This is a genomic window from Roseicyclus sediminis (assembly GCF_025515305.1).
GTDB classification, from domain to species: domain Bacteria; phylum Pseudomonadota; class Alphaproteobacteria; order Rhodobacterales; family Rhodobacteraceae; genus Roseibacterium; species Roseibacterium sediminis.
Genome location: NZ_JAOPHT010000007.1, coordinates 116639 through 132574, shown reverse-complemented (window position 1 = coordinate 132574; position 15936 = coordinate 116639). Strand labels below are relative to the sequence as shown.

The following is a 15936-nucleotide window of genomic DNA, read 5'->3' as shown; positions in this document are numbered from 1 at the left end:
TCCGAGTCCGGCGGCGCTGTGCGGCACCGGTCCTTGCGTCTTGCCTGGCGTAGCGTTGTCCGGCGGATAGGCGGCCGGAAGAGCCACCCGGCATCTCGGCCGGGTCCGGGTTCGTCGCCTCCCGCTAACGGGTCGCGGGCCCGTAGGCAACCCGCCGGCCTCCGTCGGAGATGTCCTGCGGCGGGATTGCACGGGTTTTCCACTCTTTGCCCCCCGGATGCGCCCCCGGGCAAGGCGGGCCCCGGGGCGGCGCGCTTCGGCTCTTGTCCCGCGCGGGGCGGCATGCTGAGGTTTCGGCCATGACCTACCGCGCGGACATCCAGGGCACCCGCTACAGCTTTGCCTCGCTCAAGACGCTGCTCGCCCGCGCCTCGCCCGAGCGGAGCGGGGACGCGCTGGCCGGTCTTGCCGCCGAGGGCCCGGTGGAGCGTATCGCCGCGCAGCGCTGCCTCGCCGATGTGGCCCTGTCGGATTTCCTCGGCGACGTGCTGGAGGTGGACGGCGACCCGGTCAGCGAACTGATCGCCGACCAGCACGACCCGGCGGCCTTCGCGCCCGTCTCCGCGCTGACGGTCGGGGGTTTTCGCGACTGGCTGCTCGACCCGGCCACGGACGCAACCGAAATCTCGGGGGTAGCCCGGGGCATCACGCCCGAGATGGCCGCCGCCGTCAGCAAGATCATGCGCGCGCAGGACCTGATCGCGGTGGCCGCGCGGATCGAGGTGGTCACGCGGTACCGCTCGACGATCGGGTTGCGCGGGCGGCTTTCCACCCGCAACCAGCCGAACCATCCCACCGACGACAGCCGGGGCATCGCGCTGTCGGCGCTCGACGGCCTGCTGCACGGGGCGGGGGACGCGGTGATCGGCGTGAACCCCGCGACCGACACGCTGCCGGACTACATCCGCATCTGCGAGGTGCTGGAGGCAATCCGCACGCAGCTTGCCGTCCCGACGCAGCATTGCGTTCTGGGGCACGTGACGACCGCGCTCGCCGCGATGGAGGCGGGCGCGCCGGTCGACCTCGTGTTCCAGTCCGTCGCGGGTTCGGGCAAGGCGAACGCGGGTTTCGGCGTGACGCTTGCCATGCTGGACGAGGCACATGACGCCGTCCGCGCCCTTGGCCGGGCGCCCCAAGGTGCCAACCTGATGTATTTCGAGACGGGGCAGGGTGCCGCGCTGTCGGCCGAGGCGCATCACGGGATGGACCAGCAGACGATGGAGGCGCGCGCCTATGCCGTGGCCCGCCGCTACGATCCGCTCCTGGTCAACACGGTCGTCGGCTTCATCGGGCCGGAATACCTCGCCGACGGCAAGCAGATCATCCGCGCGGGGCTGGAGGACCATTTCTGCGGCAAGCTCCTCGGCCTGCCGATGGGGGTGGATATCTGCTACACCAACCATTCCTGGGCGGACCAGGAGGACATGGACATCCTTCTGACCGCGCTGGCCGCGGCGGGGGTGAACTTCGTCATCACCGTGCCGGGCGCCGACGACATCATGCTGAACTACCAGTCGCTCTCCTTCCACGATGCGGGGTTCATCCGCGACACGCTGGGCCGCCCGCCCGCGCCCGAGTTCGCGGCCTGGATGGAAGCAAACGGGATCGGCACCGGGGAGGCGGCGCTGCCCGCGCTGGGCGAGGCGCTGGGGCGTCTGCGGCTGCCGGCGGCATGACGGGGCGCGATGTCATATCCCGCGAGGAGATTCGCGCGCTGACCGAGGCGCGGCTGACCTTCGGCGCAAGGGGACGCGCACCCGACACGCGCGCGACGCTCGACTTCGCGCTCGACCACGCGCAGGCGCGGGCGGCGGTTCTGGCGGGGCTCGACGAGGCCGCGCTTTCGGCGGCGCTCGGGCGGTCTGGGCTGGCGCACCGGACGGTCACGAGCCTTGCGGGAACCCGCGAGACCTTCATCCGTCGGCCCGACCTCGGGCGGCGCCTGTCCGGCGAGGCGGAGGCCGCGCTGGCCGATGCGGGCCCGGCTGACGTCGCGCTGGTGCTGGGCGACGGGCTGTCGGCGACGGCGGTCATGCTGAACGGCGTGGCCTTCGTGGCCACGCTCGCCGGGCGGCTCGCGGCGGAGGGCCTGAGCGTCGGGCCGGTGATCCTCGCCCACCAGGCGCGGGTGGCGCTGGGCGACGGGATCGCGCGCGCCATGGGCGCGGAAACCGTCGTCGTGGCTCTGGGCGAGAGGCCGGGCCTGTCGGCCTCCGACAGTCTCGGCGTCTACATCACCCATCGCCCGCTAGCGGAGACGCCCGACAGCGCGCGCAACTGCATCTCGAACATACGCGATGCGGGCATGGGCGTGGAGGCGGCCTCCGACCAGGCCTGTCGGCTCATCCTTGCCATGCGGCGCACGGGGCAGAGCGGCGTGGCGTTGAGCCAGAGCCTCGCCGCCGGGGCGCGTCTTGCCGCGCCGGATGATCAGGCGTAGCGCCGTCCGGGCCTGTAGGCGTCGATGGCGATGTTGGGTTGCCGCCCTTCGGCGAGGTCGCAGGCGATGCGGCCCGTGATGCCGCCGAGCGTGAGGCCGAGATGCTGGTGCCCGAAGGCGTGGATGATGCGCTCGGAGGCGGGGCTGCGGCCGATCACGGGGAGAGAGTCGGGCATGGTGGGGCGGAAGCCGAGCCAGCTCGACGTCGGGGCGGGAAGTGTCCCGAACATCTCCTGCCCGCGGCGTTCGAGATAGGCGAGACGCGCAGGGTTCGGCGGCGCGTCCCGGCCCGCGATCTCGACCGTCCCCGCCAGCCTCAGGCCGCGGGCCATCGGCACGGCGTAGAACCCGCCCTCGGCCCAGCCCACGGGGCGGCTGATCCTGTGCGCCTCGCCGGAGTAGAGGAGGTGATAGCCGCGCTCGGTTCCGAGCGGCAGGCGCTCGGCGCCCGATCCCGCGACCGCGCCCGAAAAGGCCCCGGCGGCCAGGACGACGCGCCCCGCCGTCAGGGTCCGCCCATCCGCCGTGATGCGCACATGGTCCCCCTGCGCGCGCGTCGCGGTGACCCGCGCCGAGACGGTCGTGCCGCCGAGCGCCTCGAAACGGGCGTGGAACCGTTGCACCAGTCGCTCGGGGTCCTGCACGTGGCGCGCCTCGGGGAACATGACCGCCCGCTCGATCGGCAGGGCGAGGCCGGGTTCCAGCGCGCGGGCTTCGGCGACGGTGATCTCCTCGGCCCGGACACCCAGTTCGCGGCGTCGCGCGAGGCCCGCGTCGGCGCCCCGCGCGGCCTCGGCCGTGGACCAGATCGTGAGCTGACCGCGCGCGAGGATCAGGTCCTCCGCCCCGGCCTCGGCGATCAGCGGGTTCAGCCCGGCATCGGCGTGGGACAGGAGGTCGGCCAGATGCCCCGCGATGCGCCGCGACGGGCCGCGCCTGCAATTGGCGAGGAAGCCGAGCATCCAGCGCGGATTGCGCAGCGCATGGGACCACGACACCGACAGCGGGCTGTCGCGCGCAAACAGCAGCCGGGGCAGGGCGGTCAGGACCGCGGGGTCGTTCACGGGCAGGCAGCCATAGGTGGCGATCGTGCAGGCATTGCCCGAGCTCGTCCCCGAGCCGGGCGGTGCCGGGTCGAGCAGGACGACGCGATGCCCGCGCATCTGTGCCCAGAGCGCGGTACTGGTGCCGACGATGCCGGCGCCCGCGACCGCGATGTCGAAATCGGTCATTGGCGGCATCCTCGGGCTGGTCGGGAGGCGTCAGTCGAGCGGCGCATGAAGCCTCGTTCCCTCGACCACGATGCCCCCGCGATTGCCGATCTCGATGCTGCCGTAGCGCTGGCGGAAGCAGTCGGGCAACTCCCGGTCCCCGTCGAGCGACAGCCACAGCCGAAGGAGATGGCGGCGTTTGCCGGGCTCGGGCCAGTCGGTGAAGCCGGTCCGGTCGTGCAGCTGCGAATGGTTGTAGACAAACTGCATATCGCCGGGCCCGAGCCGCATCGACAGGTGCAACTCGGGGTCGTCGGCCAGCTTGTCGAAAAGGTCCAGCGCCTCGACATGCGCTGGCGTCAGCCGCATCGCCTCGGGAAAGCGCTGGGCGCTGTCGATGTACTGGCGCTGGTAGAAGACGGTGAGCTTGCCGTCATGCCAGCTGAGCGGCGGGATCGTCATGAAGGGCGCCATGCCCGGCGGAACCTCGCCGCGCCGGTCGGTGGCGATCGGATCGAACAGGCGTTCGAGAAGATCGGGGCGCGTCTCGCGCATCCGGTTGAAGATCGTCTCCACGCTCACGAGGAGGGAATCGCCCCCCGCTTTCGCCTCGCGCAGACACAGCAGGCCCACGGCGTCCGCGCTGTCGGTGTGGAAGCTCTGGCGCGCGTTGGTCTGGTAGATGCGGGCGTTCGGGTCGGCCGGATCGGCGCCGGTATCCCGGACGTGGCCGAGGATGTGGCCGTCCCGGTTCTGCGAGCGGGCCGAGCCAAGATGCGCGCCGATCCCGCAGAAGATCGCCGCCGACATCTCGCGCGTGTACCGTTCCACCGGCAAGCCGGAGATCACCTCGAAGCCGATGCCGTGAAGAAGCTTCTCGCGGAGCGCGTCGAGGTGTTGCGCGAAGGGACCGAGGGGGAAGTCCGCCCAGCTGATCGTGCCGATATCGCGGCCGAGCGACAGGAAATGGCGCGCGGCCTGCTCGAGATCGGCGATGTCGGCGGGGCCCAGTTCCGTCCGCCAGTCCTCGGGCCGGGCGCGCAGGTCGGCGCCGATCCAGGCGGCGGGACCGGTGAAGGCGGGGGGAAGTGCGGTATCGGGCATGGCGTCGCGGGATGGTGGTTCGATCCGACTGGTAGCAACTCGGCGCGGCCACCGCGACCGTTTCTTCACTCCGGAGGGGGGAACCGGATGTCCGTCACCTCGGCGAGGAAGAAGGGGAAATAGGCGTCTGTCCCGAACATGTTGCCCGCCTCGACGCGGAAGGGCAGGCGGTAGCCGCCGACTTCGCGAAAGTCGGAGAGGTATCCGCCGAAGGGTTGCAGACGGTGCACCTTCTCCGGGTTGGCGTCGGTCCAGCGCTGCATCGAGACATGAAGTGGGCGGCCTTCGGCGTCGACGGTGACATCGACCGCCTGTTCGAGGTCGCCCCGGCGAAGGGTCACGCGGGCGGTGTCCTCGTCCAACTCGGACCATGTCACTCCGGGACCGGGCAGAAGGGCCGCGGGGCTCCAGAACACGGCCTCGGCCGCGAAGCGCGCGAAGGCGGAGCGGCGGTGATCATCCGTGCCGCCGACCCGCACCACGGGAACGAGGCCGAGGATCCTGAACCGCATCCACGTTCCCGTGTCCGAGCCCGAGATGGGCATGCCGCCGCGCAGGCGCACGGACCACACGAAGCCCTCGGGCGCGGCGAGGATCTGGCGCGCCTCCATCGGCTGGTAGTTCGGCGCCTCTTTCGTCCCGAGGCTGAAGCGCCCTCCCATGTCGATCTCCGCCACCGGCAGGAGCGGGGTGCCCTCGGCGATGGTGAAGCCGAAATAGCGCCTCGCGGGGTCCGGCAGGCCGGCCACGCGATCGGAGCCGTAGATCGGCGGGGCGGCAGGTTGCAGGGCGGCGAGACGCTGCCATTCCTGCCTGTCCCCGCGCCAGTCGAGGAAGCGCAGGATGCCAAGCGCCAGAAGGCACAGGCAGAGGGCTGCCAGGAGAAAGAGAACGATCTTCATGGTACGGTCCGCAGGGTCGTGACGGGCGACGGTTTCACCCCCAGGCGGCCTTGCGCGCGATGACATGGATCAAGGGAGGCGGCCTTTGCGCCCCCGGTCCCGGCGGATCAGGACGGTGCGGCCACGCGCAGGACGATGTCGCCCGGCAGGCTGCCTTCGATCACGCGGCGCGCGTTGGGCAGGTCGTTGCCCTGGACACGCGTGCGGGCCTCGTCCTCTCCCAGGCCCTCGGCATGCCAGCGCTCCATCAGCCGCGCCTCGAGCGTCGGAAGGGGGGCGTCGATCCAGATCGTGCGGGTCCAGTACTGCGCGAGCCCGGACCAGGGCGCCTCCCGCAGCAGAAGGTAGTTTCCCTCGAACAGCACGAATTCCACGTCCGCCTTCAGGACACCCGCCCCGGCGATGGCGATGTCGCGGCTGCGGTCGAAGACGGGATAGATCACCTCGGGCTCGCCCGCCGCGATCCGCGCGACAAGGTGCCGGAAGCCATCGGCGTCGAAGGTCTCGGGCGCGCCCTTGCGGTGCAGAAGGCCGCGCGCGGCCAGAAGCGCGTTGTCGAGATGAAAACCGTCCATCGGCACCACCGCGGCCGTTCGGCCCTCGTCGGCGAGGCGGGCCAGGATACGGTCGGAAACGGTCGACTTGCCCGCACCCGGCGGCCCCGCGATGGCCACGAGGCTGCGCGGTCCGGGCAGGGTGCAGAGCTGCCGCGCCGCCGCATCGGCGAGCGCTTCAGGCGTGGATGGCATCGGGCGTCATCGCTCCCGTCATGAGGGCGACGGCGTCGGACATCGACACGTCGCCCGGCTTGACCACCGTCAGGCGCCGGCCGAGCCGGTGGATGTGGATCCGGTCGGCCAGCTCGAAGACATGGGGCATGTTGTGGCTGATCAGGACCACCGGCGTCCCGCGCGAACGCACGTCCCGGATAAGGTCGAGCACCTTGCGGCTTTCCTTCACGCCGAGTGCAGCCGTCGGCTCGTCGAGGATGATGACCTTGGACCCGAAGGCGGCGGCGCGGGCCACCGCCACGCCCTGCCGCTGTCCGCCCGACAGCGTCTCGACCGCCTGGTTGATGTTCTGGATCGTCATCAGGCCCAGTTCGGTCAGTTTCTGCCGCGCGAATTCCTCCATCGCCCTCTGGTCCAGCAGTCCGAACCATTTGCCGAGGATGCCGGGTTTGCGCAGTTCCCGCCCGCAGAACATGTTGTCGGTGATCGACAGCGCGGGGCTGAGGGCAAGCGTCTGGTAGACGCATTCGATCCCCGCCTCGCGCGCCTGCAGCGGCGAGGCATAGCGGACTTCGCGCCCTTCCAGCGTGATGGTCCCCTCGTCGGGCGTCGTCGCCCCCGAGATCGCCTTGATGAGCGAAGACTTGCCCGCGCCGTTGTCGCCGATCACGGCCAGGATCTCGCCCGGCATGAGGTCGAAATCCGCGTGGTCGAGGGCGGTTACGCGGCCGTAGCGCTTGACGAGGCCGCGGGCCTTCAGAAGGGGCTCCGTCATGCCGACACCTTTCTGATCCATTGGTCGATGGCGACCGCGATGATGATGAGCCAGCCGATCGCGAAGACCTGCCAGAGCACGTCGACCCCGGCGAGCCGGAGACCCGACTGGAAGACGCCGACGATCAGCGCCCCGAAGAGCGCGCCCATGATCGAGCCGCGCCCCCCGAAGAGGGATATGCCTCCGATCACCACGGCGGTGATGCTTTCGAGATTGCCCTCGTAGAAGCTCTGCGGCGAGATCGATCCGACCCGCCCGATCGAGGCCCATGCCGCCAGAGCGCAGATGAACCCGGCCAGCATGTAGACCTGCCGGAGCGTCCGGTCCGTGCGGATGCCGGCCATCTCGGCGGCCTCCTTGTCGTCGCCGATCATGTAGACGTGGCGGCCCCAGGCGGTCTTGTTCAGGATGTACCAGAGCACCACGAAGATCACGACCATAAGGAGTGTGCCGAAGGTCAGCCGCGCCGAGCCGATCTCGAAGCTGTTGCCGAAGAATTTCAGAAGCGGCGCGACCTCGTCGATATCGGAGCCCCGGATCGACTGCGCGCCCGAAAGCCAGAGGTTCAGCGCGAAGAACACGTTCCAGGTGCCGAGCGTGGCGATGAAGGGCGGCAGCTTGACCTTCGTCACCAGCCAGCCGTTGAGGTAGCCCGCCGCGATCCCGCCGGCGAAGCTGACGGCGAGCGCGATGGGGGCGGGCACGCCCAGCGTGACGGCGAGCTTGCCCGAGATCACGCTCATCAGGACCATGATGGCCGCCACCGACAGGTCGATGCCCGCGGTCAGGATGATGAGGGTCTGCGCCGCGGCGAGGATGCCGATGATCGACACCTGCTGCATGATGAGCGTCAGGTTGAAGGGCGAGAAGAAGCGTTCGCCCGCGATCACGCCGAAGACGGCGATGGAGGCCACGAGCACGATCACCGGCACGAAGGTCGGGTTGGCGTGCAGGACGTGCTGGACCGTGCCCAGGAAGCCGCGCGGCGTATGCTCGAACTCGGCCACCGCGGCCGCGCTCTCGTTCAGGCGCCTCTCGTAGTCCTGGCCGCCGGGTTGGGGGCTGTCCGACATCTCGTCCTCCATGGGGGAGGGTGCCACGGCCCGGCCGCTCGCGGCAAGGCGGGACACCAGAAATCGCATGATCGTTGGGGGATGGCAGACGGGCGGCGCGCAGGTTGTCCGGCGCCGCCCGTCAGGAGATGGGCCTCAGCCCCAGCAGAGTTCCAGCGCCTCGGCCGACGTGATCGACTCGATCCCGTCCACCGGCTGGTCCGTCACCAGCATCACGCCGGTGTTGAAGAACTCCAGCCCTTCGCTGTTCTCGGGCATGGTCCCGTCCGCGGCGTGGGCGATGATCGCCTCGACCCCGAGCGAAGCCATGAGCAGCGGGAACTGCATGGCGGTCGCGCCGATGATGCCCTCGGCCACGTCCTGGACGCCCGGGCAGCCGCCGTCGACCGACACGATCAGCGCCTGCTCGGTGAGCCCGAAGGCGTTCAGCGCCTCGTAGGCACCGGCCGCGGCCGGTTCGTTGATCGTGTAGACCACGTTGATGCTCGGATCGATCTGGAGAAGGTTCTCCATCGCGGTCCGGCCGCCTTCCTCGTTGCCGTTGGTCACGTCGCTGCCGACGATGCGCGGATCGTCCTCGTCACCGATGTCGGTCGGGTCGTTCACCTCGATGCCGAAGCCGGTCATGAAGCCCTGGTTGCGCAGGTAGTCGACCGAAACTTCCGAGGCGTTCAGGTCCAGCGTCGCGATGCGCGCGTCGGCGGCCGCGTCGCCCAGCGTCGCGGCGGCCCATGCGCCGATCAGGCGGCCCGCCTCGAAGTTGTCGGTGGCGAAGGTCGCGTCGGCCGTGTCCGCGGGCTCGAAGGGGGTGTCGAGCGCGATGACCAGAAGGCCGGCCTCGCGCGCCTGGCCGATCACCGGCGCGAGCGCGCGGCTGTCGGACGGCGTGATCAGGATGCCCGAGGCGCCTGCCGCGATGCAGGTCTCGACGGCCGCGACCTGGGACTCGACGTCACCGTCGATGGCGCCCGCATAGGTCTGCAGCGTGATGCCGGCGGCCTCCGCGGCCGCGGTCGCGCCTTCGCGCATCTTCACGAAGAAGGGGTTGGTGTCGGTCTTGGTGATCAGGCACGCGGTAACGCCGCCATGGGCATCTGCAAAGGCTGCACCGCTGCCGGCAAGCGCGACCGCGCCGCTGAGCAGCGCGAGCTTCATCTTTTTCATTCTGGTCTCCTCCACTGTCGTCCGGACCCTCCCGGTCCAGCTCGGGCCATTCGGCCTGACAACACGAGTCTTTACGCAGGGCCGGGGCCGAGTCAATAAATAACTTCCAGAGAGATATTTATTAACGCACCTTGCCAGACCGGCCCCGGAGAGAGAAGACTCGCCCAGGATGGAACACCTCACGGACAGCGAGCGGGAGAACATCCCGGGCGGATCGACCCAGCTCGGGACGAACCAGAGCGGCATGCGCGAGCAGAACGAGCGCCTTGTCCTGACGCTTCTGCGCCGGTCCTCGGGGCTGGCGAGCGCCGAGGTCGCGCGACGCACGGGATTGTCGGCGCAGACCGTCTCGCGGCTGATTCGGGCGCTCGAGGCCGATCAGTTGATCCGGCGGGGCGCGCCGCAGCGCGGGCGCGTCGGGCAACCCTCCGTTCCCCTGTCGCTGAACCCGACGGGCGCGTTCTTCCTCGGTCTGAAGGTCGGTCGCCGGTCGCTGGAGCTCGTGCTGACGGATTTCCTCGGCACGATCATCGACCGGGAAAAGCAGATCCATTCCTATCCCGACTTCGACAACGTGCTGGCCTTCACCGTCTCGGGCTGCGGAACGATCCGCAACCGGCTCGCCCCGGCGCTGAGGGGGCGCTTGGCGGGAATGGGCATCGCGATGCCGTTCCACCTGTGGAACTGGGCCGCGCAGATCGGGGTCGACCCGGCGCGCATGGCGAACTGGGAGACCCGCGACCTCGGGGCGGAACTGGCCGAGCGGATCGACCTTCCTCTTTTCGTCCAGAACGATGCGACGGCGGCCTGCAGTGCGGAACTCGTCTTCGGGGCTTCGCCGCGACCGCCCAATTTCCTCAGTTTCTTCGTCGCCTTCTTCATCGGTGGCGGCCTTGTGCTGCGCGGCTCGCTCTATACCGGTGCGACGGGCAATGCGGCGGGTCTCGGTCCGCTGGTCGTGCCCGACACCGACGGAAGAATGCTCCCGCTCATCGAGCTTGCGTCGCTATCCAAGCTGGAGCGGCGGCTTGTAGAGATGGGGCAGGATGCGACGCATATCTGGAACGATGCCGAGGGCTGGGACATCCCCGAGGCGGCGCTGGAGGACTGGCTGGATCATGCGGCCCCGGCGCTGGCGCACGCGGTGCTTGCAGCCCAGGCGCTTCTCGATCTCGACGCGATCCTGCTCGACGGCTGGCTGCCGCGCCGGGTTCTTGCCGACCTCAGGGTAAGGGTGGAGGCGGCGCTCGACGGCCTGGACCTCTCGGGCATCCGCCGGCCCGCCATCCGGAGCGGGACGATCGGCGCCGATGCAAGGGCGCTCGGCGCGGCCAGCTTGCCGCTGAGTGCGCGGTTCCTCGTGGACTGAGCGCCTGCAAGAGTCATGAATTACAATCCATAAGCCGACGACGCTCATGTGCCGCATGAGCTTCCTTGGCTACAGATCGTCGGCGCCCAGCGTCAGCGCCACGCGATCCCCGGCGAACCAGGTGCGGCCGTATTCCACCGGAATGCCCACCCGGTCCACGTTCACGCCGACCGTCCGCAGGATCGGTGCGCCGGCCGCAAGGCGCAGTTGCGCGGCAAGTGTCGGCGTCGCGGGCTTGGCCGTGATCTCCGTGCGCGCGCGGGTGTAATCGTCGACGCCCGCCGCCGCCAGCGCCGCCGTCACCGATCCCGTTTCCGACAGCGCCCTGGGAAGGTCCGGCAGGCGGTCGGCCGGAAAGACCGAGCGGAACAGCGCGATGGGGACGCCGTCCGACAGGCTCAGTCCCTCGTAGACATGCACCGGCGCCTCGGGCGGGAGGGCCAGCGCCCCGGTCTCGTCGGGGCCAGCCGCGCGCGTCTCGATCAACAGGACGCGCTTTTCCGGCACGCGCCCGGCGGCCAGCAGGTTCTGGTGGAACCGCACGCGCCGGCCGATGGCGTAAGGGGTCGGACGGTGCTGCACGTAGACGCCCGCACCCCGGCGGGCATGGACCGTCCCGGCCTCGGCCAGCGCGGCCAGCGCACGCCGGACCGTGTGGCGGTTCACGCCGAAGCGTCCGGCCAGCTGCGCCTCGGTCGGCAGGCGGTCGCCGGGCCCGTAATGGCCAAGCGCGATCTCCTCGGCCAGCCGGTCGCGGATCGAGATCCAGAGTGCGGGACGTCCCATGCTGTCACCAAAGTTTCATGCGGCGCCGCTTGCACGGTGGCCTCGCGGGATGTATCAACTTGTATAGTTGTATAAATAAATGGACAAACGCGCAAGATGTCGAATTCGGCGATGCAATCGGTGGAAGACGGGGCGCAGGCGTCACGCCGCGCGCGTCTTTCCACACTGGCCCGCGCGCCCGAGGCGGAGCTTCTGGCGCTCTGGTCGTCCTGGCTCGGCGACCGGGCCGATCCGGCGCACGAGGTCCTGCGCCCGCCCGAGATCGGGACAGTGATGGTGCGTGGCCGGGCCGGGGCGACGGGCGCCCCCTTCAACCTCGGCGAGATGACGGTGACCCGCGCGGCGGTGCGGCTGCCGGATGGCGCCGTCGGCCACGGCCATGTCCAGGGGCGAAGCAAGCGCGCGGCGCTCGTCGCGGCGCTGATCGATGCGCTCTCCGAGGCCGGGCAGGCCGAGGCGCTCGACGCCGCGATCCTCGCCCCGCTGAGGCGTCAGGCCGAGGCGGTGCGGAGCGGGCGCGCCGCCCGTGCGGCCGCCACGAAGGTCGAGTTCTTCACCATGGTCCGGGGAGACAACGCATGAGCCTGTCCGCACTCGACGGCGGTTTCGCCGATCCGCCGGTGGAGGCCGCCCACGCCTTCCGCGCGGTCCTGCAGGCCCTGTCGCGGCCCGGCCGGATCGAGCGTATCGCGGGCGCCGCGCCGCCTTCGCCCTGTTCGCCCGCCGCAGGCGCCGTCCTGATGACGCTCTGCGATCCCACGACGCCCCTGTTCCTCGCGCCGTCCCACGACACGGACGACGTGCGCGCATGGATCGCCTTCCATACCGCCGCGCCGCTCTGCGGACCCGAGACCGCGCAGTTCGCGCTCGGCACCTGGGGCGCGCTGCAGCCGGTGGGGCGCTTTTCCGTGGGGACGTCGGAATATCCCGACCGCTCGGCGACGCTGATCGTCGAGGTCGAGACGCTCGCGGCCGGGGGCGCGCGGCTGACCGGACCGGGGATCGAGACCGAGGCCGCGTTGTCCTTGCCGGAGGTGGACGCATTCCGCGTCAATCGCGCCCGTTTCCCCCTTGGTTTCGATTGTCTTTTCACCTGCGGCGACCGGGTGGCCGGCCTGCCGCGCTCCACCATCGTCGCGGAGGGCTGAGCCATGTATGTCGCTGTGAAGGGGGGCGAACGCGCTATCGACAACGCCCATGCCTGGCTGGCCGAGGAGCGGCGGGGCGACCCGGGGGTGGCCGAGCTGTCGGTCGCGCAGATCCGCGAGCAACTGTCTCTGGCGGTCAACCGCGTGATGGCGGAAGGGTCGCTCTACGACCCCGACCTCGCCGCGCTCGCCATCAAGCAGGCCCGCGGCGACCTGATCGAGGCGGTGTTCCTGATCCGCGCCTACCGCACGACGCTGCCGCGGTTCGGGGCCTCGCGCCCGGTGGATACCGGCGCGATGTCATGCGACCGGCGCATCAGCGCAACCTTCAAGGACCTTCCGGGCGGGCAGGTCCTGGGGCCGACCTTCGACTACACGCACCGCCTTCTGGACTTCGCGCTGGCCGCCGAGGGGCTGGCGGTGCCGGAGGCCGAGCGCGGCGCCCCTGCCGAGGGGCCGATGCCGCATGTGACGGGGTTTCTCGCCCGGGAGGACCTGATCCAGCCCGAGCCCGAGGGCGCCGAGACGCCCCGCGACCTGACGCGCGAGCCGCTCGACTTTCCCGCCGACCGGCCCCTGCGCCTCCAGGCGCTGACACGCGGGGACGAGGGCTTCGTGCTGTCGATGGCCTATTCCACGCAGCGCGGATACGGGCGCAACCATCCTTTCGTGGGCGAGCTTCGCATCGGAACGGTCACAGTCGAGATGGACATCCCCGAGCTCGGATTCTCGATGGATGTGGGCGAGGTCGTGCTGACCGAATGCGAGACGGTGAACCAGTTCAAGGGTTCCAAGACCGAGCCGCCGCAATTCACGCGCGGCTACGGCCTCGTCTTCGGCCAGACCGAGCGCAAGGCGATCTCGATGGCGCTCGTCGACCGGGCGCTGAGGTGGGAGGAACTGGGCGAGGACGATGTCGGCGCGCCGGCACAGGACGCGGAATTCGTCCTCTACCATTCCGACAACGTGCAGGCGACGGGCTTCCTCGAGCACATCAAGCTGCCGCACTACGTCGACTTCCAGTCCGAGCTGGAGCTGATCCGGCGGCTCAGGCGCGAGGCGATGGCCGCCACACGGCGGGAGGCCGCGGAATGAGCCTAGTCGCCCCCGCCATCCCCGCTGCCATCCCCGCCGCTGTCGCTGTCCCAGTCGTCGCGCGGGTCCCTGGTCGAGCGGCGCTCGCTGCCGTCGAGTTCGATCCAGACATACCAGGTCGCGCCATCGTTCTCCTGGATGCGAAGGCTGCTGCGGCGGCGCCAGTGCAGCCAGCTCGTTCGGACCGCGAAGAGCCCGAAGAGCGGGAAGAGCACGGCCAACGCGCGCTCGAACGGCGAGAGACCTTCGAAGTTCGTGGCGATGATGACCGTGCTGGCGACGGTCCAGAGAATCGAAAAGATCAGCGGAAACATCGCGACCCCGGCAAAAGACACCTCTTGGGTCGCAGGTCTGGCCGACCAATCCGGCACCATCATGGCGGCATCGCGAGGATGACATGAGCGACACCGATTACAACTTCGCCTATCTCGACGAGCAGACCAAGCGCATGATCCGCCGCGCGATCCTGAAGGGCGTGGCGGTTCCGGGCTACCAGGTGCCCTTCGCCAGCCGCGAAATGCCCATGCCCTACGGTTGGGGCACGGGCGGCGTGCAGGTCTCGGCGGCCTGCCTGACGCCCGAGGACACGTTCAAGGTCATCGACCAGGGCGCGGACGACACGACGAACGCCGTCTCGATCCGCAAGTTCTTCGAGAAGACCGCCGGTGTCGCGGTGACCGAGAAGACCGCGGAGGCGACGATCATCCAGACCCGTCACCGCATTCCCGAGACGCCGCTGACGGAGGACCAGATCCTCGTCTACCAGGTGCCGATCCCCGAACCGCTGCGGTTCCTTGAGCCGCGCGAGACCGAGACCCGCAAGATGCACGCGCTCGAGGAATACGGGCTGATGCACGTGAAGCTCTACGAGGACATCTCGCGCCACGGCGAGATCGCCACCGCCTATGCCTACCCGGTGAAGGTCGAGGGGCGCTACGTCATGGATCCCTCGCCGATCCCGAAATTCGACAACCCGAAGCTGGAATCGGCCGCGCTGCAGCTTTTCGGGGCCGGGCGGGAGCAGCGGATCTACGCGGTGCCGCCCTTCACGAAGGTCGTCAGCCTCGATTTCGAGGACCATCCTTTCGACCCCTCCAAGGCGCCGCATCCCTGCGCGCTCTGCGGGGCGGAGGACACCTATCTCGACGAGGTCATCACCGATGACGCGGGTGGGCGGATGTTCGTGTGCTCGGACACGGATTTCTGTGCCCGGAGGCGCGGGGAGGCGGCATGAGGGGCGGGCGGAACCGCCGGCGGACCGGGGCCGTTTTCGCAGGAGAAAACGGGGCGCACCGCAGGCAGGCCGCGCGCCCGGCGTCGGGCGCCGCGATGCGTATTTTGGGAAAGATGAAGGAGGGGCGCGCATGACACCGCTTCTGGACGTGAAGTCCCTGACGATGACCTATGGCGGCCGCATCGGCTGCACCGACGTGTCCTTCACGCTCTACCCCGGCGAGGTGCTGGGTATCGTGGGCGAAAGCGGGTCGGGAAAATCGACGCTTCTCAATTGCCTGGCGGGGCATCTGCCGCCCGATCGGGGCGAGGTGATCTTCGACACGCGCGCCGGGGGGCCGCGCGACGTGCTCGCGATGTCCGAGCCCGAGCGGCGGATGCTGGGGCGCACCGACTGGGCCTTCGTGCACCAGAACCCGCGCGACGGGTTGCGGATGCGTGTCAGCGCCGGCGGCAACGTGGGCGAGCGGCTGATGGCGGTGGGCGCACGTCACTACGGCGAGATCCGGGGCGCGGCGCTCGATTGGCTCGATCGGGTGGAAATCCACGAAAGCCGGATCGACGACCGGCCCGCCGCCTTCTCGGGGGGCATGCAGCAGCGGCTGCAGATCGCGCGGAACCTGGTGACGGGTCCGCGGCTGGTGTTCATGGACGAGCCCACGGGCGGTCTGGACGTCAGCGTGCAGGCGCGGCTTCTGGACCTGATCCGGGGCCTCGTGCGGCGCATGGGATTGTCGGCGATCGTCGTGACGCACGATCTGGCCGTGGTGCGGCTTCTGGCGGACCGGCTGATGGTGATGAAGGACGGGCGCGTCATCGAGACCGGCCTGACCGACCAGGTGCTCGACGATCCGCAGGCGCCCTATACGCAGCTTCTCGTCAGTTCTGTCCTGCAGGTGTGAGGG

The 15936-nt window shown here is 69.8% G+C and carries 17 protein-coding genes and 1 other annotated feature; of the genes, 8 read left to right on the top strand and 9 right to left on the bottom strand.

Annotation, left to right across the window (positions count from 1 at the left end):
* Nucleotides 1-53 precede the first annotated feature (53 nt).
* Nucleotides 54-110 (bottom strand) — a sequence feature (sul1 is cis-regulatory element that is thought to sense ions involved in sulfur or methionine metabolism; They are found in Alphaproteobacteria).
* Nucleotides 111-299: 189 nt separating this feature from the next.
* Nucleotides 300-1676 carry an ethanolamine ammonia-lyase subunit EutB gene (locus N8I71_RS11350; RefSeq protein ID WP_262878098.1) on the top strand — a complete coding sequence of 459 codons (1377 nt, stop codon included), beginning with the start codon at nucleotides 300-302 and terminating at the stop codon, nucleotides 1674-1676.
* Entirely contained in the window at nucleotides 1673-2440 is a 768-nt protein-coding gene (eutC, locus tag N8I71_RS11345) for an ethanolamine ammonia-lyase subunit EutC (protein WP_262878097.1), read from the top strand. The genes N8I71_RS11350 and eutC overlap by 4 nt, the downstream gene beginning before the upstream one ends.
* Here the strand turns inward: eutC and N8I71_RS11340 are convergent.
* From N8I71_RS11340 to N8I71_RS11310, 7 genes are all read right to left on the bottom strand, one after another.
* Nucleotides 2431-3672, bottom strand: a complete 1242-nt coding sequence (locus N8I71_RS11340) for an NAD(P)/FAD-dependent oxidoreductase (protein WP_262878096.1) — start codon at nucleotides 3670-3672, stop codon at nucleotides 2431-2433. The genes eutC and N8I71_RS11340 overlap by 10 nt on opposite strands.
* 30 nt (nucleotides 3673-3702) lie before the next feature.
* Nucleotides 3703-4755, bottom strand: coding sequence for a TauD/TfdA family dioxygenase (locus N8I71_RS11335; RefSeq protein WP_262878095.1), 1053 nt, complete (start codon nucleotides 4753-4755; stop codon nucleotides 3703-3705).
* A 65-nt stretch (nucleotides 4756-4820) separates the two neighbouring features.
* A complete protein-coding gene (locus N8I71_RS11330; protein ID WP_262878094.1) occupies nucleotides 4821-5657 on the bottom strand; it encodes a DUF6544 family protein in 837 nt (278 codons plus the stop codon).
* 107 nt (nucleotides 5658-5764) lie between these two features.
* Nucleotides 5765-6406, bottom strand: coding sequence for a nucleoside/nucleotide kinase family protein (locus tag N8I71_RS11325; RefSeq protein WP_262878093.1), 642 nt, complete (start codon nucleotides 6404-6406; stop codon nucleotides 5765-5767).
* A complete protein-coding gene (locus N8I71_RS11320; protein WP_262878092.1) occupies nucleotides 6390-7163 on the bottom strand; it encodes an ATP-binding cassette domain-containing protein in 774 nt (257 codons plus the stop codon). The genes N8I71_RS11325 and N8I71_RS11320 overlap by 17 nt, the downstream gene beginning before the upstream one ends.
* The gene (locus N8I71_RS11315; RefSeq protein WP_262878149.1) at nucleotides 7160-8236 is read right to left on the bottom strand and encodes an ABC transporter permease; all 1077 of its coding nucleotides are present in this window, start codon (nucleotides 8234-8236) and stop codon (nucleotides 7160-7162) included. The genes N8I71_RS11320 and N8I71_RS11315 overlap by 4 nt, the downstream gene beginning before the upstream one ends.
* Before the next feature lie 135 nt (nucleotides 8237-8371).
* Nucleotides 8372-9391 carry a substrate-binding domain-containing protein gene (locus N8I71_RS11310; RefSeq protein WP_262878148.1) on the bottom strand — a complete coding sequence of 340 codons (1020 nt, stop codon included), beginning with the start codon at nucleotides 9389-9391 and terminating at the stop codon, nucleotides 8372-8374.
* Nucleotides 9392-9569: 178 nt separating this feature from the next.
* Here N8I71_RS11310 and N8I71_RS11305 point away from each other — a divergent pair, with 178 nt between their 5' ends.
* Nucleotides 9570-10769, top strand: coding sequence for an ROK family transcriptional regulator (locus N8I71_RS11305; RefSeq protein WP_262878091.1), 1200 nt, complete (start codon nucleotides 9570-9572; stop codon nucleotides 10767-10769).
* Between the two features lie 69 nt (nucleotides 10770-10838).
* Here N8I71_RS11305 and phnF read toward each other — a convergent pair whose 3' ends face one another.
* Nucleotides 10839-11555: a phosphonate metabolism transcriptional regulator PhnF gene (phnF, locus tag N8I71_RS11300; protein ID WP_262878090.1), complete on the bottom strand. Its 717-nt coding sequence runs from the start codon at nucleotides 11553-11555 to the stop codon at nucleotides 10839-10841.
* A 96-nt stretch (nucleotides 11556-11651) separates the two neighbouring features.
* On the opposite strand from phnF, the gene phnG reads away from it, so the two are divergent.
* The 3 genes from phnG to N8I71_RS11285 are packed head-to-tail and all read left to right on the top strand — an operon-like array spanning nucleotide 11652 to nucleotide 13798.
* Nucleotides 11652-12137: a phosphonate C-P lyase system protein PhnG gene (gene phnG, locus N8I71_RS11295; RefSeq protein ID WP_262878089.1), complete on the top strand. Its 486-nt coding sequence runs from the start codon at nucleotides 11652-11654 to the stop codon at nucleotides 12135-12137.
* The gene (phnH, locus tag N8I71_RS11290) at nucleotides 12134-12703 is read left to right on the top strand and encodes a phosphonate C-P lyase system protein PhnH (protein ID WP_262878088.1); all 570 of its coding nucleotides are present in this window, start codon (nucleotides 12134-12136) and stop codon (nucleotides 12701-12703) included. The genes phnG and phnH overlap by 4 nt, the downstream gene beginning before the upstream one ends.
* Before the next feature lie 3 nt (nucleotides 12704-12706).
* Entirely contained in the window at nucleotides 12707-13798 is a 1092-nt protein-coding gene (locus tag N8I71_RS11285; protein WP_262878087.1) for a carbon-phosphorus lyase complex subunit PhnI, read from the top strand.
* Nucleotides 13799-13800: 2 nt separating this feature from the next.
* Here the strand turns inward: N8I71_RS11285 and N8I71_RS11280 are convergent, their stop codons facing one another.
* Nucleotides 13801-14112: a hypothetical protein gene (locus N8I71_RS11280; RefSeq protein WP_262878086.1), complete on the bottom strand. Its 312-nt coding sequence runs from the start codon at nucleotides 14110-14112 to the stop codon at nucleotides 13801-13803.
* 83 nt (nucleotides 14113-14195) lie between these two features.
* Between N8I71_RS11280 and N8I71_RS11275 the strand changes: the two genes are divergently transcribed.
* Entirely contained in the window at nucleotides 14196-15032 is an 837-nt protein-coding gene (locus N8I71_RS11275; protein WP_262878085.1) for an alpha-D-ribose 1-methylphosphonate 5-phosphate C-P-lyase PhnJ, read from the top strand.
* 130 nt (nucleotides 15033-15162) lie between these two features.
* The gene (phnK, locus tag N8I71_RS11270; protein ID WP_262878084.1) at nucleotides 15163-15933 is read left to right on the top strand and encodes a phosphonate C-P lyase system protein PhnK; all 771 of its coding nucleotides are present in this window, start codon (nucleotides 15163-15165) and stop codon (nucleotides 15931-15933) included.
* The last annotated feature ends 3 nt before the right edge of the window (nucleotides 15934-15936 follow it).

Coding starts and splice junctions, on each gene's coding strand:
- N8I71_RS11325 (WP_262878093.1), bottom strand. CDS start 6,406: ATGCCATCCACGCCTGAAGCGCTCGCCGATGCGGCGGCGCGGCAGCTC.
- phnK (WP_262878084.1), top strand. CDS start 15,163: ATGACACCGCTTCTGGACGTGAAGTCCCTGACGATGACCTATGGCGGC.
- N8I71_RS11335 (WP_262878095.1), bottom strand. CDS start 4,755: ATGCCCGATACCGCACTTCCCCCCGCCTTCACCGGTCCCGCCGCCTGG.
- N8I71_RS11340 (WP_262878096.1), bottom strand. CDS start 3,672: ATGACCGATTTCGACATCGCGGTCGCGGGCGCCGGCATCGTCGGCACC.
- N8I71_RS11315 (WP_262878149.1), bottom strand. CDS start 8,236: ATGTCGGACAGCCCCCAACCCGGCGGCCAGGACTACGAGAGGCGCCTG.
- N8I71_RS11275 (WP_262878085.1), top strand. CDS start 14,196: ATGAGCGACACCGATTACAACTTCGCCTATCTCGACGAGCAGACCAAG.
- phnH (WP_262878088.1), top strand. CDS start 12,134: ATGAGCCTGTCCGCACTCGACGGCGGTTTCGCCGATCCGCCGGTGGAG.
- N8I71_RS11305 (WP_262878091.1), top strand. CDS start 9,570: ATGGAACACCTCACGGACAGCGAGCGGGAGAACATCCCGGGCGGATCG.
- N8I71_RS11320 (WP_262878092.1), bottom strand. CDS start 7,163: ATGACGGAGCCCCTTCTGAAGGCCCGCGGCCTCGTCAAGCGCTACGGC.
- N8I71_RS11285 (WP_262878087.1), top strand. CDS start 12,707: ATGTATGTCGCTGTGAAGGGGGGCGAACGCGCTATCGACAACGCCCAT.
- eutC (WP_262878097.1), top strand. CDS start 1,673: ATGACGGGGCGCGATGTCATATCCCGCGAGGAGATTCGCGCGCTGACC.
- N8I71_RS11280 (WP_262878086.1), bottom strand. CDS start 14,112: ATGTTTCCGCTGATCTTTTCGATTCTCTGGACCGTCGCCAGCACGGTC.
- N8I71_RS11330 (WP_262878094.1), bottom strand. CDS start 5,657: ATGAAGATCGTTCTCTTTCTCCTGGCAGCCCTCTGCCTGTGCCTTCTG.
- N8I71_RS11350 (WP_262878098.1), top strand. CDS start 300: ATGACCTACCGCGCGGACATCCAGGGCACCCGCTACAGCTTTGCCTCG.
- phnG (WP_262878089.1), top strand. CDS start 11,652: ATGTCGAATTCGGCGATGCAATCGGTGGAAGACGGGGCGCAGGCGTCA.
- phnF (WP_262878090.1), bottom strand. CDS start 11,555: ATGGGACGTCCCGCACTCTGGATCTCGATCCGCGACCGGCTGGCCGAG.
- N8I71_RS11310 (WP_262878148.1), bottom strand. CDS start 9,391: ATGAAGCTCGCGCTGCTCAGCGGCGCGGTCGCGCTTGCCGGCAGCGGT.